The following is a 16,652-nucleotide window of genomic DNA, read 5'->3' on the forward strand; positions in this document are numbered from 1 at the left end:
GCAAATACACGCTCGTAAGAGGAAAGAAAAAATGCTTGAGATCAATAACCTGCACGTCTCTCTTGAAGAAGAGGATAAAGCCATTCTGAAGGGTGTCGACCTGACGGTCGAGGCCGGCAAGGTGCATGCGATCATGGGGCCGAACGGGTCCGGCAAATCGACGCTGTCCTATGTCCTGTCCGGTCGCGACGGCTATGTCGTGACCGACGGCTCGGTCGCGCTGAAGGGCGAAGACCTGCTGGAGATGGAGCCCGAGGAGCGCGCCGCGGCGGGTCTTTTCCTGGCGTTCCAGTACCCGGTCGAGATCCCCGGCGTCGGCAACATGACCTTCCTGCGCACCGCCGTGAACGCGCAGCGCAAGGCGCGGGGCGAGGCCGAGATGTCGGCGACCGAGTTCCTCAAGGAGATTCGCGCCAAGGCGAAGGAATTGAAGATCGACGCCGAGATGCTGAAACGGCCCGTGAATGTGGGCTTCTCGGGCGGCGAGAAGAAGCGCAACGAGATCTTGCAGATGGCGATGCTGGAGCCGGCCATGTGCATCCTCGACGAGACCGATTCCGGCCTCGATGTGGACGCGATGAAGCTGGTCGCCGATGGCGTGAACGCGCTGCGCAGCGAGGGCCGGGGCTTCCTGGTTATCACGCATTATCAACGGCTTCTGAACCATATCAAACCCGATGTCGTGCATATCATGTCGGACGGCAAGATCGTGAAATCGGGTGGCCCGGAGCTGGCGCTCGAGGTCGAGGAAAACGGCTATGCGGATATCCTGGCGGAGGTGGCGTAATGGCACATCCGGCCCAGAAACAAGACCCGCTTGAGGCGCGGCTTGCGGCCCATGCGATGCCCGAAGGTGCGGCTTGGGCGCGTGAGGCGCGCGAGGATGCGCTGTCGCGGCTGCGCGCCATGGGCGGCCTTCCCGGCAAGCGCGACGAGTATTGGAAATTCACCGATCCCACCACGCTGAACCTGCCCGAGCCGCCGCGCGCGCAATGCTTCGTCACCGATGAAAGCGCGCCGTTCTCGGAGATTGACCGGCTGCGCATCGTCTTTGTCGATGGTGTTTTCGATGCCGAGGCCAGCGACGACCTGGCCCTGGAAGGCGTCGAGATCGAACGTCTGTCAGACGCGCAGGCACGCGACATCCATTGGGCGAGGGACGCCTATGGCGAGCTGGAAACCCGTGGCCAGAGCCCGGTGACCCGCGCCCATGCCGCGCTCAATACCGCGCTGGCGCAGGATGGTGTCGTGATCCGCGTGACCGGCAGGCCCTCCAAGCCGATCAACCTGACTTATCTCCATAAATCAGAGGTTTCCGATGCGATCCTCCACCATCTGGTGAAGGTTGAGCCGGGGGCGGAGGTCACGATCCTCGAAAACGGACCCGCCGCGGCGCGCTTTTCCAAGGTGATGGAGGTCGAGGTCGCCGATGATGCCCGGTTCCACCATATCCGCCTGCAAGGCCGCGACCATGAACGCCGCGCCGCCACGCATATGTTCGCCCGGCTTGGCGCACGCTCCAGCTACAAGAGCTTCACCATGACGGTGAACGGTGTGCTGACGCGCAACGAACAGGTGGTGGAGTTTACCGGCAACGAGGCCATTGCCCATATCGCGGGCGCGGCGCTTGGCGATGGCAAGGACGCGCCGTTTCATCATGACGACACCGTGTTCGTCACCCATGACGCGACCGATTGCGAAAGCCGGCAGGTCTTCAAGAAGGTCGTGCGCAACGGCGCCGAGGGCGTGTTCCAGGGCAAGATCCTGGTCAAGAAGGACGCGCAGCGCACCGATGGCTACCAGCTGAGCCAGGCGCTGCTGCTGGATGACAATGCCAGCTTCCAGGCCAAGCCGGAACTGGAGATCTACGCCGATGACGTGCAATGCAGCCACGGCTCCACCACTGGCGCGATCGACGAGGAGGCGCTGTTCTACCTGCGCTCGCGCGGGGTGCCCGAGGATGAGGCGACCGACCTTCTGGTGCTGGCCTTCCTGGCCGAGGCCATCGACGAGATCGAGGACGAGAGCCTGCGCGCCGATATTCTGACCCGGCTGCAAGCCTGGCTGGACCGACACCGGGGGTAATCGACGTGGCTGTCACCGCCCAGATCCTGCGCACATACAGGCACCCGCGTCGCGTTATGCGGGGCCTGATGGCGTCGTCGCTGCGCGATGACCGGCCCGAGGCGCGGGGCCTGGTCTATGTCATGCTCGGTTGCCTGATCATCGCGATCAGCCATGTTCCGACGCTGATCTCGGTCGAGGCTGATCTGGTCGGCGACGCACCGCTTGAGGCGCGGCTTGGCATCGCGTTTTTCGGCTGGCTCTTCGTGGCCCCGCTGCTGCTCTACGGTCTGGCGATGCTCAGCCACATTCTGGCCCGCGTGGTGGGCGGGCAGGGCACCGGCTTTGCCGCGCGGCTGGCGCTTTTCTGGACGGTTCTGACCGTCTCGCCGCTCTTCCTCGTCCGGGCGCTGGTCACGCTGGCCAATGACGCCACACCCGTCTTCGCGATCGAGGCCGCCGTCGCGCTGGCCTTCGTGGTGATCTGGTCGGCCTGCCTGATCGAGGCGGAAGCCGCGCCCGCCGGGGCCGCATCATGAACGGGCTGCTCAACCCTGTCGTCCTGCTGCGTCTTGCACGGCAGACCATCAGCGATCCCAAGGGCGGCGCCGCCTTCATCCTCGGGCTGCGCCTGCCGATGCCGGTGCTGTGGCAGTTCTTCTTGCTGCAACTGGTGCTGTCGGCGATCCTCAAGATCATTGTCTTCGAGGTCTATCCCGACCCCGAGGCCGCGATGACCAGTTCCACCGCGATCAGCTTCACGATTGTCGAGGGGATCATCGGCATCGTCCTGACGGTGATGATCACGCAGGTCGGGCAACGCTTTGGCGGCACCGGCGATTTCGCGGGCGCGCTGGCGTTGGTCGTCTGGCTGCAATTCATCCTTCTGCTGGTCAGCCTGGTCCAGCTTGTCGTGCTCATGATCGTGCCGCCCGTGGCGGACGTGATCACCCTCTTCGCGCTGGCGCTGTTCTTCTGGCTGCTGGCGCAGTTCATCCAGGCCCTGCACGGCTTCACCTCCATCGGCCGCGTCTTCCTGGGCATCGCGCTCAGCCTGATGGCGCTGGCCTTCGTCTTCAACATCCTGCTTGGCGTCCTGGGCATCCGGGTCGGGTAAGGTTTCCCCCATGTATGACATCGACAAAATCCGCGCCGATTTCCCGATCCTGTCGCGGCAGGTGAACGGGCGGCCGCTGGTCTATCTGGACAATGGCGCCTCGGCGCAGAAACCAAGGGCCGTGATCGACGCCGTGACGCGCGGCTACGCCGAGGAATATTCCAACGTCCACCGGGGGTTGCATTACCTCAGCAACCTCGCGACCGAGAAATACGAGGCCGTGCGCGGCACCATCGCGCGGTTCCTGAACGTGGCCAATGAGGATGAGATCGTCTTCACCTCCGGCACCACAGAGGGCATCAACCTCGTGGCTTACGGATGGGCCGCGCCCCGGATGGGGCCAGGTGACGAGATCATCCTCTCCGTCGCCGAACACCACGCCAATATCGTGCCCTGGCATTTCCTGCGCGAGCGACAGGGGGTCAAGCTGGTCTGGGTCGAGACCGATGCGGGTGGCGACCTGGACCCCGACGCGGTGCTGGCCGCGATCACGCCGAAGACGAAGCTCATCGCGATCACACATATGTCCAACGTGCTTGGCACCGTGGTGGATGTGAAATCGGTGGTCCGGGGCGCGCAGGGAAAGGGCGTGCCGGTGCTGGTCGACGGCTCCCAGGCTGCGGTACACATGCCGGTCGATGTCGATGCTATCGGGGCAGATTTCTACGCCATCACCGGCCACAAGCTCTACGGTCCGTCTGCCTCGGGTGCGATCCACATCAAGGCCGCGCGCATGGCCGAGATGCGCCCCTTCCTGGGCGGCGGCGACATGATCCGCGAGGTCACGCGCGAGGCTGTCAGCTACAATGACCCGCCGATGAAATTCGAGGCCGGAACCCCCGGAATCGTGCAGCAGATCGGGCTTGGCGCGGCGCTCGATTACATGATGGGCGTGGGCATGGAGAACATCGCCGCGCATGAACAGGGCTTGCGCGATTATGCGCGTGACCGGCTGGCGGGGCTCAACTGGCTGAACGTGCAGGGGCAATCGGCGGGAAAGGGCGCGATCTTTTCCTTCACGCTGGAGGGGGCGGCGCATGCGCATGACATCTCGACCGTGCTGGACAAGAAGGGCGTCGCGGTGCGCGCGGGCCACCATTGCGCCCAACCCCTGATGAGCCACCTCGGCGTCACCGCCACCTGCCGCGCCAGTTTCGGCATGTATAACACGGTCGACGAGGTCGATGCACTGGTCGATGCGCTGGAGCTCTGCCACGACCTCTTTGCCTGACGCCGGTTTCGCCGCCCTCCGGGCGCCGACCCGCGCGGGCCGCCCTGGCGGGCGCCCCGGGCGTGGCAGGCGCGTTCAAGGGCGTACCGCCCGCCCCGGGGCATCTTGCGAGATTTGGATATTTGAAGAACAAAGAAGTTGGGGCCGGATGCATGCGTGTTTTTGGCATTGCGAGGCGGCAGAGGGCTTTGTATACCCGCGCCTGCATGGACCCTTAGCTCAGCTGGATAGAGCGCTGCCCTCCGAAGGCAGAGGCCAGAGGTTCGAATCCTCTAGGGTCCGCCATTTATCAATGACTTGGCCGGTATCCCCTGTTCCCGCTCCACGGGTGCGGGTCGCGGTCCGGGCCGCAACCAGATGGCGCGGCACCGGCGACCGTGCTACGCAGCGCGATGCTTACATTCGCAGCGGCCGCCTTCTTTCTCATGATCACGCCGGGACCGGGCGTCCTGTCCGCGGCGGCTGTCGGGGCCGGCTTCGGGTTTCGTGCGGGTCTGCGCTATGTGGCCGGGCTCTTCGTCGGATCGACCCTGGTTTCGCTGGCCGTCGCCAGCAGTCTCGCGGCGGTCCTGCTGGCCAATCCCGTGACGCATTCGGTCTTGCTGTTCCTGTCGCTCGGCTACCTCGTATTTCTCGCCGCCCGCATCGCCCTGTCGGGCAGTCGATTCGGCTTCGCGGCGCGGCTACGCAGGCCGGGCGCCCTCGATGGCATCTTGCTGCAAGTGCTCAATCCCAAGGTCTATGTGGTCAGCACCGCGCTTTTCAGCGGCTTCGCGTTTCTTCCCGCCAGCATTGCCGCGGAGGTGGCGGTCAAGCTCCTCATCATCAATCTGATCTGGCTGCCGGTGCATCTTCTGTGGTTGTGGATGGGGGTCGTCCTGCATCGGCTGGATCTGTCGGATACGGCCAACCGCATCCTCCGGGTCACGATGGCCTGCGCCATGCTGGCCGTCGTGGCCCTGGCGCTGCTCGACCTTCTCTGACCGTCGCCAATCGCCGGAGGCGGCATCGCCCGACAAGGAGACTTGACAGGTCGCGCGGGTCTCGCTCAATAATTAACCGAAAGGTTGTTTAACAACGGAGGAGGTGAAGACAATGCACAAGAGTTTGGCGATAGGGGCCGTATTGGCGGCAAGCCTGGCCGGCACGGCGATGGCCCAGGACTGGCAGCCATCCGAGCCGGTCACCATCGTGGTGCCATGGTCGGCGGGGGGATCCACCGACAGTGTCACGCGAGTCGTGGCCGAGGTTCTGACCGAGGCGATCGGCCAGACCTTCGTGGTCGTGAACCAGCCCGGCGCGTCCGGCTCGGTCGGTACGCGGTCGGTCTGGGAGGCACCGCATGACGGCATGATGTTCGCGGCGGGGGCCGCGGCGGATCTGGGGGCCTATCCGGTCATGGACATGCTCGACGTTCCCATTGCCGACTGGCAGCTCTACCTGCACGTGGCGAACCCGTCGCTGGTATCCGTCCCGGCGGATTCGCCCTACCAGGATTTCGGCGAGTTGCTCGAGGCGTTGCAAACCACGGATGTCGCGATCACGGCATCGTCCGCGGGCCTGACCTCGGCGGGCGCGATCAGCCTCGACGCGATCGACACCGCGGCGGGCGGCATCAACTACCAGCAGATCACTTATGAAGGCGGCGCGCCCGCCGTCACCTCGACCGTGGCTGGCGAGACCCAGATGACGGCACAGACCGCCGTCGAACAGGTCGACATGATCCGCGCCGGTCGCCTTCGCCCGCTGGCCGTCGTGGCCGATACCGCGCTGGAACTGGAAGGCTTTGGCAGCGTGCCGCCAATCACCGACTGGCTGCCCGATGTCGCCGTGGCCCCGAATTATTTCGGCTTGTTCCTGCCCGCCGATGCCCCTGCGGAGGTGATCGCGACCATGGACGAGGTCTGGGCGACGGTCATCCCCGAAAGCGAGCGGATGCGGGCCTATGCCTCGGAACGCGCGGCGCTGTTCAACCCCTCGCATGGCGAGGCGGCGCAGGCGGCGGCGATGCCCTTCCTGCAGATCAATGCCTGGCAGCAATTCGACAGTGGCGCGGGCCCGAACGATCCGTCCGAGTTCGGCATCCCGCGGCCTGACGAATAAGACGATCCCCCGGCCCGGACCGATGCGTCCGGGCCGGACCGTCGCAGACATCCCTGAATGACGCACTGCCACGGGCAACGCCGCCCCCAACCTGCCCCGAAGGCTGATGGAAAACCTTTCTCACATGCTTGGCGCGGTCGCCGAGATCGGCGCATCGCCCCGGATTCTCACGGTCTTCTGGGCCTGCCTTCTGGGTATTGTCGTGGGCATGATCCCCGGTCTGACGGCCACGCTCGGCGTTGCGCTGATGACCACTCTGACGCTGTCGATGGAACCCGACCAGGCGATCCTGATCCTCATCTGCATGTATGTCGGCGCGATTTATGGCGGCAGCCGCTCGGCCATCCTGCTCAACATTCCCGGAACGCCCGCCAACGCGGCGACATCGCTGGAGGGCTTTCCACTGGCGCGCAGCGGCCATGCCGGTCGCGCCATGGCCGTGGCGACCACGGGCTCGTTCCTCGGCACCGCCGTGGGGATGCTGGCGCTGGCCGTTCTCGCGCCCTGGCTGGCCGAATTCGCGCTCGATTTCGGCTCCTTCGAGTTCTTCTGGCTCTCCGTGTTCGGTATCGTTCTGTGCGGTCAGCTCACGGCGATGGAGGACGGGCTCAAGGGCTGGATATCCGGCTTTTTCGGCCTCCTCATCGCCATGGTCGGGCAAGAGAGCATCCACGCCTATGCCCGGTTTTCCTATGGCGATCCCAACCTTGCGGGCGGGCTCGGCCTTCTGCCGATCCTCGTCGGGGCCTTTGGCTGCGCCGAGGTCTTCTCGGTGATGCGGGGCGCGGCGGGCCAGCGCGTTGCGAACAATGCAAGCGGGGTTCTGAAATCCAGCCTGCAGGCCTTCCGGCACAGCATCACCTGGCTGCGTTCGGGACTGATCGGCACGTTCATGGGCGTGGTGCCCGGCGTCGGCGAGGATATGGGATCGTGGGTCTCCTATGCCGCGGCCAAACGGCTGAGCCGCAAGCCCGAGGAGTATGGCAAGGGCTCGGTCGAGGGATTGCTTGCGGCCGAAACAGGAAATTCGGCAGCCGTGCCCGGCGCGCTCATCCCGGTCCTGACCCTGGCCATTCCGGGCTCGGCCCCGGCGGCGGTGCTACTGGCCGCGATGATCATCCACGGCATCCGACCGGGCCCGCTGATCATGTATCAACAGCCCGATTTCTTCTATTCCATCGTGGCGATGGTGTTCTGGGCCAGCGTCGGCATCCTGGTGCTCGGCCTTCTGCTCACGCGGCCCTTGCTCTTGATCCTGAAGGTCCGCCGCGAATGGCTGCTTGGCGTGATATTCACGCTCTGCGTGGTGGGCGCCTTCGCGATCTCGAACCGGATGTTCGAGGTTCAGCTCATGGTGGTTTTCGGCCTGATCGGGTTCTTGATGCGCGAGACCGGGTTCCCGGTGGCACCGATGGTTCTGGGCGTCGTGCTCGGCCCGATCCTCGACGCCAACCTGCGCCGCAGCCTGACGCTGACGCAGGGCGACCTGATGCCGTTCCTGACGCGCCCGATCTCGGCGGTCCTGGCGTTGCTGGTCGTGCTGATCCTGCTGGCGGGGCTGTTGCCGACGCGCCGCATCTACGGCTGGATCCGGGCGCGGGTCGGAGGCATGTCATGACGCGCCGGATCCTCATCGTCGGCTACGGGGCGTTCGGCGCGCTGCACGCCGCGGCCTGGTCCAGGCTGCCTGGGGTCGCGCTACGCGTTGCCGATCCTGATGCCGGGGCGCGTGACCGGGCGGTTGCCGACGGGATTGCCGCAACCCATGTCTTTGGCACCATGTCCGAGGCCCTGCAGGATGCCGATCTCGTCGATATCGTTTCACCCCCGCACAGCCACGCGGATGAGGCCGCGATGGCCTTGCGCGCGGGTCTGCCCGTGCTGCTGGAGAAACCCGCGACCCGCACCCGCGCCGAGGCCGCGCGGCTGGCCGATCTGGCCGGGGCCATTCCGGTTCAGGTCAACATGATCCTGCGCGCCCATCCGCTGACCCTGCGCGCCCGCGACCTTCTGACCGAGGGCGCGATCGGGCGGCTGGTGGCGATGTGCGGTGATTTCTCGGGCTGGAAACGGATGCGCGCGGACAGTTCCCTGATCCAGAATGACGGGGTGCATTTCCTCGATCTCATGCGCCATCTTGCGCGAAGCCCGATCGTCGGGGTCGATGCCTGCGCTACCGCCCATCTGGGTGGCCCGGTGGCGGATGACATCCGCATCGACACGCGGCATGCAAGCGGGGTGCGGGGGGAATTGCGGCTCGGCCTCCTGCGCGGCGGCCTTACGGCCGACAGCGTCGTGCCGGGCGCGATGACGCGGAAGGAGCTTTTGCTCTGCGGCGATGGCGGCATCCTGCATCTCGACTACAACCGCAACAGGTTGACCCATGCCCCGGCGCGCTATGCCTTGCAACCAGGCGGCTGGCATCCCGTTCCCGGTCCGCTGACGACCGAAGACGTCCCCGACCTGACCACCATGTCCCTGCTGAGCTCTGTCTTCGCGGCGTTTCTTGAGGCGCTGGACAAGGGCGCACCGCCGCTATGCGACCTTGCCGAAGGGGCGGTCGCGCTTGCGGGTGTGACCGATGCCATTGCCGTGTCTCTTGCCCGGACGGCACGCCCCCTCACCCCCGTCGCCCCGGACCTGGAGGCCGCAAAATGACCGCGCGAAACGCCCCCGCTCGGGTCGATCTCATTGCAGGCGTCTTCGTCGTTATCCTGGGCATGGCGGGCCTGGTCGAGTCGCTTCGGATGCCACGCTTCGAGGCGCGCGGGATCGATCCGAACACCGCGCCGGGGGTCACGCCGGGGCTGATCTCGGCAGCACTCCTCATCTTTGGGCTGACGCTGACCCTGCGCGCGATCCGGGGCGGCGGGACCGGCAGCGGCATCACCATCCACGCCTGGGACAGGGGCGCGGTGCTGCGGACGGCCCTGACGATCTCGCTGGCGCTGCTCTACGGGATGCTGTTGTTCGGTTCACTGCCCTTCGTGCCGGCAACCGCGGCCTTCATCTTCGCATTTGTCGTGGCGACCGAGCTTGCCAACCCCGACCGGGCCCTGTCGGTTCCGGCGCTTCTGGCCGGGGCGGCGGCGCTGGCGCTGGCGGCGGCCTTCGGCATCCAACTGATATTCGAGGAGATTTTTCTGGTGAGGTTGCCCGGATGATACGTCTTGCGCTTTGCAATGAGGTCTTGAGAGAGTTCGAGTTCGCCGAACAATGCCGGATCATCGCGGATCTGGGCTTCGACGCGGTCGAGATCGCGCCCTTCACGCTGTCGGACGATCCCGCGCGTCTGCCTGCCGCGCGGCGGCGCGAAGTGCGCAACATGGCGGCGGATGCAGGGCTTGAGGTTGCGGGTCTGCACTGGCTGATGAATGTGCCCGTGGGCATGTCGATCACCGATCCGGCGCGCGCCGAGGTGGCCGGGGCCCATATGGAGGCCATGGTCGAGCTCTGCGCCGATCTGGGCGGCGAGATGCTGGTGCATGGCTCGCCCGATGCCCGCAACCCCGCGGATGCCCCCGATGGGGCCACGGCACGCCGCGCTGCCGCCGCCTGCCTTGCGCGGGCCGGACGCGCCGCAGCGGCCGCGAACCTCCGCTATTGCATCGAGCCGCTTTCGCCGACGCTGACGCCTTTCCTCAACTCGGTCGCGGACTGCGCGTCCTTCATCGACGAGATCGAGGCATCCGGCCTGATGACCATGCTCGACACCTGCGCGGCGGCAGATAGCGAGGATCGGCCCGCGCATGAGGTGCTGGAGGAATGGCTTCCCTCGGGCCGCATCGGCCATGTCCATGTCAACGACCCGAACCGCCGCGCGCCGGGACAGGGAGAGATGCGCTTTGGCCCGGTCATGCAGGTGCTGGCGCGATCGGGTTACAGCGGCTACGTGAGCGCCGAGCCCTTCGTTTACGAGCCATCGGGCCTTGCGGCGGCGTCCATCGCGGCAGGGTATATGCGTGGGCTGAGGGAAGCTGTCGGAGGTGGACCATGAGCGCGGCGCGGGTTCGGATCGGAGGCGCGCGGATCGGCCTCGACGACGTGTTTGCCCGGATGCCGTTCCGGTTCGGGTCCGTCACCATCGAGGCCGCCGTTGCCGCGACCCTGGCGCTGGAGTTGACCGTGGATGGCCGCAAGATCACCGGCTACGCCTCGGAGATCCTGGCCTACAAGTGGTTCGACAAACGCCCCGAGAAATCGGCGGCCCAGAATGTCGCCGACCTGCTGTCGATCCTGCAAGACGCGGTGTCGCGCGCGGAGACATTCCCCGAGGGCGACATCTTCACGCTCTGGCAACGGCTCGACGCCGAGATGCGCGGCGCCGCGGAGGGGCAGGGGCATAACGCGCTGATGGCGGGCTATGGCACGTCGATGGTCGAACGCGCGATGATCGACGGGGTTGGTCGGGCATTGGGGCTTACCGTCCACCAGTTGCTGAAGGGTGGCACCACCGGCCTTGCCCCCGGTGACGTCTTCCCCGAACTGGCCGATATGGACCCGGGCGCGGCGCTTGGCTCGCCGCCGCGCGACCGGGTGGCGGTGCGGCACACGGTGGGCATGCTCGACCCGATCGACGACGCCGATCTGCCGCGCGACAAGCGGTTGAACGACGGGCTGCCGGAAACGCTGGCCGATTACCTGCAAGACGGCATTCGCTATCTCAAGGTGAAGATCGCGGGCGACACCGATGCCGACCTGGCCCGCCTGCGCCGCATCGCGTCGCTGATGGGCCGCACCGACAACACCATCCGCCTGACGCTGGACGGCAACGAGCAATTCGCCTCGGTCGATGCCTTTGCCGGCTTCATGGAGGCGGTGCGGCGCGATCCCGACCTGGAGGCGCTTCGCCGCGCGATCCTGTTCGTGGAGCAGCCGGTCGAACGGGGCGCGGCCCTGTTGGGGCATCTGGACCCACGCGCATTGGACGCGATCGGCCTGCCGCTTCTGATCGACGAAAGCGACGACGCGCCCGACGCCTTCCGCCGTGCCATCGACCTGGGGTATCGCGGCGTGAGCCACAAGAACTGCAAGGGGATCCTGCGCTCGGTCATGAACGCGATGCTGGCCAGGTATCACGGCAATCTGCGCGGCGTGTCCCTGTTCCAGTCGGCCGAGGATCTGAGCGTGCTTCCGGTCGCGGGGCTGAACGCCGATCTTGCGGTGGTCGCGGCTCTCGGCATTCCCCATGTCGAACGCAACGCGCATCACTTCTTCAACGGCATGGCCCACCTGTCGCCGCGCGATGTCTCGGCCGGGCTGGCGGATCATCCCGATCTCTACCAGCCCGACGCCCGTGTCGGAGGGCGGCTGGCGATCCGCGACGGAATGCTGTCTATCGGCAGTCTCCAGCGCCCCGGAATGGGGTTTCCGCCGCCGGATATGGAGGCGCGTGTCGCGCCCCGCGACTGGACATTCGACCGGCTTGAACGCCGCACCAATTGAGAGGAGAAGCAGATGTCAGATTTTCCCGAGGGGTTCGCCGACCTGGAGGCATTGGAAGAGGCGCTGTCGCGCCCCTCTGCCGCGCTTTGCGACGCGTTGTCGGCGCTTGACGGGGACATCACCTTCCTCGGGGTGGGGGGCAAGATCGGCCCGACGCTGGCGCGCATGGCCAAGCGGGCCGCCCCCGACAAGCGCATCATCGGGGTTGCGCGGTTCTCGGAATCCGGCCTGCGCGAAAGGCTGGACTCCTGGGGGGTCGAGACCGTGGCCTGCGACCTGATGGACCGGGAGGCCGTGAACGGGCTGGAGAAGACCGCGAACGCCGTTTTCCTGGCCGGACGCAAGTTCGGATCCGAGGGCAACATGGCGCTGACCTGGGCGATGAACGTGATCTGCCCCTCCATCGTGGCCGAGGTATTCCGCGGCTCCCGCTTCCTCGTCTATTCCACCGCCTGCGTCTATCCCTTCGTCGGCGTGACCTCGGGCGGCGCGCCGGAGAGCCTGCGGGTCGACCCGCCCGGCGAATACGCCAATTCCTGCGTTGGCCGTGAACGGGTGTTCGAACATCGCGCGCAGCTGGATGGCACGAGATCGGTGATCCTGCGCCTCTCCTACGCGCTTGATATGCGCTACGGTGTGCTGCACGACATCGCCCAGGCCGTGTTGAACGGCGATCCCGTCCCGCTGGAGATGGGCCATTGCAACGTGATCTGGCAAGGCGACGCGAATGACGTGGCGCTGCGGGCGATCGCGCTTGCCGACACTCCGCCGACGATCCTCAACCTCTCCGGTCCCGAAACCGCCTCGGTGCGCCGCATCGCCGAACGGTTCGGACAGGCCTTCGACAAGGCCCCGGTTTTTTCCGGCACCGAACAGGACAAGGCCTGGCTGGTCGATACCGCGCTGCAACAGCGCCATTTCGGCTATCCCTCGGTCCCGCTTGCCAAGGTGATCGACTGGACGGCGGATTGGGTCGCGGCGGGGCGGGGCTCGCTTGGGAAACCCACGCATTTCGAGGTTCGTGACGGTGCGTATTGAAGCCACCAGACGCAAACGCGGCACACGCGATGCCGAGGCCACGCGCGCCGCGATCCTTGATGCCGCGCGGGCCGAGTTCGCCGAAAGCGGCCTCGGCGGCGGGCGGATCGAGGCCATCGCCGAGCGTGCGGCCTGCAACAAGGCGATGCTCTACCATTATTTCGGCTCCAAGGACGCGCTTTTCACCGCGGTGCTGGAGCACAATTACGCCCTCATCCGCGCAGCGGAGGCGGAGCTTGATCTCGCCCGGCTCGACCCGCTGGACGCGATCCGGCGGTTCGTCGAGTTCTCGTTCGACTACGTCGCGACCAACCCCGAATTCATCAAGCTCCTGAACGAGGAGAACCTGCATCGCGGGCGCCACATCGACCCGGACCTTGCGCGGCAGTTGAACAGCCCCGTGGTCTCGGCGCTGTCCGAGGTTCTGGCCCGCGGCACCGACAGCGGGGTGTTCCGGTCGGATGTCGACCCGCAGCACCTCTACATCACCATCGCCTCGATCTGCTATTTCCCCGTGTCCAACCGCTACACGCTTTCCGCGATCTTCAAGCTTCAATCCGATGGCGACATGCTGGAGGATCGGCGACGGCAGGCGATTGACGTTATCTTCGGATATCTCCGACCGTGAGAAAGGACCGCCCTTGCTGATCTCCGACATCCCCCAGGACGTTCTTGCCCGGTTCCGCCGTGGCGGCGTCATCCCTGCCCATCCGTTGGCCCTGACGGCTGCGAGGGTGCTGGACGCGCGGCGGCAGCGCGCCCTGTCGCGCTATTACCTCGATGCAGGCGCGATCGGCCTGGCGGTCGGCGTCCACACGACCCAGTTCGCGATCCGCCAGCAGGGCCTCTATGCCCGTGTCCTGGAGCTTGCCGCCGAGGAAGCGGAGGCGCATGGATCGCGCCCGTTTCTCGTCGGCGGCGTCATGGGGCGCACCGACCAGGCCGTGGCCGAGGCCGAAACCGCACGGGCACTTGGCTATCACGCGGTGCTGCTCGGCCTTGCGGGGCTGGACGACCTCGCGGAAGACGCGCTTGTCGATCACTGCCGCGCCGTCGCGGCGACCATGCCGGTTTTCGGCTTCTACCTGCAACCTGCCGTGGGCGGGCGTCGCCTGTCGCGGAATTTCTGGGAACAGTTCGCGGCCATCGAGAACGTCGTGGCGATCAAGGCCGCGCCCTTCAACCGCTATCACACACTCGATGTCGTCCATGGCGTCGTGGCGGCAGGCGCCGAGGACCGGGTCACGCTCTATACCGGCAATGACGATCACATCGTGGCCGACCTTCTGACCGAATTCCGCATCCCGCGCGACGGTGGTGCGGTCCCGGTCCGCTTCCGGGGCGGTCTTCTGGGCCACTGGTGCGTCTGGACACGCAAGGCCGTGGAACTGATGGAGGAGATCCGGGACAGGCCGGAAGCGCGGAGCGTGTCGGAGTGGCTGGCGATGGATGCGCTCACCACCGAGGCCAACGGCGTCCTCTTCGACGTAGAGAACGATTTCGCCGGGTGCATCGCCGCGCTGCATGAGGTGTTGCGGCGGCAGGGCCTTCTGGAGGGAACCTGGTGCCTGGATCCTGATGAGGCGATGGGGCCGGGGCAGGAGGCCCGCCTTGACCGCCTGCTGTCCGAGCATCCCGAGCTGACGGATGATGCCTTCGTGGCAGCCAATCTCGACCGCTGGCTTGGCTGAAACCGGCGCCGTTTTTCCCTTATTTTACACCGGCTTTTCGATTTTCCGAAATGAACTCAAGCCGCGCCGGTATCACTTGCAAGCACGCGAGTCACCGCCTACCAAAACGCCAGATCAGGCCAAGGGGACGGTGATGGGGCGCATCTATCTGAAACAGGCGACACACAGACCGGATACCGATGCGGGCGAGGTGCAGGAGACCGTGCGCGCGATCCTCTCCGAGATCGAGGCGGGCGGTGATAGGGCCGCGCGGGACTATGCCGCGAAGTTCGACCGCCATGACGGGCCGATCCTGCTGAGCGAGGAGGACATCGCGGCAGCCTGTGCGCTGGTGCCGGAGCAGCTGAAGGCTGATATCCGCTTTGCCCAAAATAACGTGCGCCGCTTTGCCGAGATGCAGAAGGCGTCGCTGACCGATTGCGAGATGGAGATCGTGCCGGGCCTGATGGCGGGGCAGAAGAGCATCCCCGTGCGGGCGGCGGGCTGCTACGTGCCGGGCGGGCGTTACAGCCATATCGCCAGCGCGATCATGACCGTGACCACCGCCAAGGTCGCGGGCTGCAACCACATCACCGCCTGTTCGCCGCCGCGCGCGGGCCAGGGCATCGCGCCCGCGATCATCTATGCCACCCATCTGGCCGGGGCCGACACGATCATGGCCATGGGCGGGGTGCAGGGCGTCGCGGCGATGGCCTTCGGCCTCTTCGGCCTGCCGCCCGCCAATATCCTCGTCGGTCCCGGCAACCAGTTCGTCGCCGAGGCCAAGCGCCACCTCTATGGCCGCGTCGGGATCGACATGATCGCGGGCCCGACCGACAGCCTGATCCTGGCCGATGCCGAGGCCGACCCGATGATGGTCGCCGTCGATCTGGTGGGGCAGGCCGAGCATGGCTACAATTCGCCCGTCTGGCTGGTCACCGACAGCCGCGCGCTGGCCGAGGAGGTCATGGCGCTGGTCCCCGGCCTCATCGCCGACCTGCCCGAGATGAACCGCCAAAGCGCCGAGGCGGCCTGGCGCGATTATGGCGAGGTGATCTTGTGCGGCACCCGCGAGGAAATGGCCGCGACCTCGGACGATTACGCGCCCGAACACCTGACCGTGCAGGCCGAGGATCTGGATTGGTGGCGCGATCGCCTGTCCTGCTACGGCTCGCTCTTTCTGGGCGAGGAGACCACGGTGGCCTTCGGCGACAAGGCCACGGGCACCAACCATGTGCTGCCGACCTCGGGCGCTGCGGCCTATACCGGCGGCCTCTCGGTGCATAAATACATGAAGATCGTCACCTGGCAGCGCGCCACCCGCGACGGTGCCCGCCCCATCGCCGAGGCCACCGCCCGCATTTCCCGGCTGGAAGGCATGGAGGGCCACGCCCGCAGCGCCGATATCCGGCTTGCAAAATACTTCCCCGGCGAAGAGTTTGACCTCAAGGCCCACCCCGCCTGACAGCCCTGAAAAGGACACCCGATGAGTATCCACACAAGGATCGTCGACGATCTGATCGCCAATGACATCTCCTTTGTCACCACCGTGCCCTGCAAGCAGCTGGCCGGCGTGATCGAGGAGGTCGAGGCCCGCCCCGAAATCGCGCATGTCCCCGCCAACAAGGAAGACGAGGGGATGGGGCTTTGTGCAGGCGCTTATATGGGCGGCAAGCGGCCCGCCATCATCATGCAGAACACCGCGATCGGCGTCACAATCAACACGCTGGTGACGCTGACCCAATTCTACCGGATGCCGCTGCCGATGCTGATCTCCTATCGCGGTGAGCTGCGTGAACCGGTGGCCTGCCAGGCGGAAATGGCCGTCCATACCAAGGCGCTGCTCAACCAGCTTCACATCCCGACCTATCATTTCCACAAGGAAGACGATGTCGAGGAGTTGGACGCGATCCTGAAATACACCTTCATGTGCTCGAAACCCGTGGCGATCCTGACCGATGCCACATTCTGGGGAGGATACTGA

Annotated in this window: 17 protein-coding genes and 1 tRNA gene; all 18 read left to right on the forward strand. The window is 66.0% G+C overall.

All coding sequences use genetic code 11. The annotated features are described in order from the left end of the window. Positions 1-31 precede the first annotated feature (31 nt). The 18 genes from sufC to comD all read left to right on the forward strand — a co-directional run bounded on the left by sufC (position 32) and on the right by comD (position 16,652). A complete protein-coding gene (gene sufC / locus AC13C7_RS07445) occupies positions 32-787 on the forward strand; it encodes a Fe-S cluster assembly ATPase SufC (protein ID WP_482867080.1) in 756 nt (251 codons plus the stop codon). Further along, positions 787-2,085, forward strand: coding sequence for a Fe-S cluster assembly protein SufD (sufD, locus tag AC13C7_RS07450; protein ID WP_482867081.1), 1,299 nt, complete (start codon positions 787-789; stop codon positions 2,083-2,085). The genes sufC and sufD overlap by 1 nt, the downstream gene beginning before the upstream one ends. A gap of 5 nt (positions 2,086-2,090) precedes the next feature. Further along, positions 2,091-2,603, forward strand: coding sequence for a YIP1 family protein (locus AC13C7_RS07455; RefSeq protein WP_482867082.1), 513 nt, complete (start codon positions 2,091-2,093; stop codon positions 2,601-2,603). Next, entirely contained in the window at positions 2,600-3,181 is a 582-nt protein-coding gene (locus AC13C7_RS07460; protein WP_482867083.1) for a YIP1 family protein, read from the forward strand. Before AC13C7_RS07455 ends, AC13C7_RS07460 begins: the two co-directional genes overlap by 4 nt. A 10-nt stretch (positions 3,182-3,191) precedes the next feature. Next, the gene (locus AC13C7_RS07465; protein WP_482867084.1) at positions 3,192-4,412 is read left to right on the forward strand and encodes a cysteine desulfurase; all 1,221 of its coding nucleotides are present in this window, start codon (positions 3,192-3,194) and stop codon (positions 4,410-4,412) included. Positions 4,413-4,620: 208 nt separating this feature from the next. Continuing rightward, positions 4,621-4,697: transfer RNA gene (locus tag AC13C7_RS07470), tRNA-Arg, on the forward strand. Positions 4,698-4,804: 107 nt separating this feature from the next. Further along, positions 4,805-5,395, forward strand: a complete 591-nt coding sequence (locus tag AC13C7_RS07475) for a LysE family translocator (protein WP_172318931.1) — start codon at positions 4,805-4,807, stop codon at positions 5,393-5,395. 112 nt (positions 5,396-5,507) lie between these two features. Continuing rightward, on the forward strand, positions 5,508-6,515 hold the full coding sequence (locus AC13C7_RS07480) for a Bug family tripartite tricarboxylate transporter substrate binding protein (protein WP_482867085.1): 1,008 nt from the start codon (positions 5,508-5,510) through the stop codon (positions 6,513-6,515). A gap of 106 nt (positions 6,516-6,621) precedes the next feature. After that, a complete protein-coding gene (locus AC13C7_RS07485) occupies positions 6,622-8,133 on the forward strand; it encodes a tripartite tricarboxylate transporter permease (RefSeq protein WP_482867086.1) in 1,512 nt (503 codons plus the stop codon). Next, complete coding sequence (locus AC13C7_RS07490; protein WP_482867087.1) at positions 8,130-9,173, forward strand: Gfo/Idh/MocA family protein; 1,044 nt, start codon at positions 8,130-8,132, stop codon at positions 9,171-9,173. Before AC13C7_RS07485 ends, AC13C7_RS07490 begins: the two co-directional genes overlap by 4 nt. Then, positions 9,170-9,679, forward strand: coding sequence for a tripartite tricarboxylate transporter TctB family protein (locus AC13C7_RS07495; protein WP_446118253.1), 510 nt, complete (start codon positions 9,170-9,172; stop codon positions 9,677-9,679). Before AC13C7_RS07490 ends, AC13C7_RS07495 begins: the two co-directional genes overlap by 4 nt. 26 nt (positions 9,680-9,705) lie before the next feature. Continuing rightward, positions 9,706-10,512, forward strand: coding sequence for a sugar phosphate isomerase/epimerase family protein (locus tag AC13C7_RS07500; protein ID WP_482867088.1), 807 nt, complete (start codon positions 9,706-9,708; stop codon positions 10,510-10,512). Further along, positions 10,509-11,960, forward strand: a complete 1,452-nt coding sequence (locus AC13C7_RS07505) for a mandelate racemase (protein ID WP_482867089.1) — start codon at positions 10,509-10,511, stop codon at positions 11,958-11,960. Before AC13C7_RS07500 ends, AC13C7_RS07505 begins: the two co-directional genes overlap by 4 nt. A gap of 12 nt (positions 11,961-11,972) precedes the next feature. Beyond that, positions 11,973-12,998 (forward strand): NAD-dependent epimerase/dehydratase family protein, encoded by a 1,026-nt coding sequence (locus AC13C7_RS07510; RefSeq protein ID WP_482867090.1) that lies wholly within the window; start codon positions 11,973-11,975, stop codon positions 12,996-12,998. After that, positions 12,982-13,626: a TetR/AcrR family transcriptional regulator gene (locus AC13C7_RS07515; protein ID WP_446118261.1), complete on the forward strand. Its 645-nt coding sequence runs from the start codon at positions 12,982-12,984 to the stop codon at positions 13,624-13,626. The genes AC13C7_RS07510 and AC13C7_RS07515 overlap by 17 nt, the downstream gene beginning before the upstream one ends. Positions 13,627-13,639: 13 nt before the next feature. Then, positions 13,640-14,689 carry a dihydrodipicolinate synthase family protein gene (locus AC13C7_RS07520; protein WP_482867091.1) on the forward strand — a complete coding sequence of 350 codons (1,050 nt, stop codon included), beginning with the start codon at positions 13,640-13,642 and terminating at the stop codon, positions 14,687-14,689. 133 nt (positions 14,690-14,822) lie between these two features. After that, positions 14,823-16,133, forward strand: coding sequence for a histidinol dehydrogenase (gene hisD, locus AC13C7_RS07525; protein WP_482867092.1), 1,311 nt, complete (start codon positions 14,823-14,825; stop codon positions 16,131-16,133). Between the two features lie 21 nt (positions 16,134-16,154). Continuing rightward, a complete protein-coding gene (gene comD / locus AC13C7_RS07530) occupies positions 16,155-16,652 on the forward strand; it encodes a sulfopyruvate decarboxylase subunit alpha (RefSeq protein WP_172318953.1) in 498 nt (165 codons plus the stop codon).

The organism is Alterinioella sp. B-7 (genome assembly GCF_056857775.1).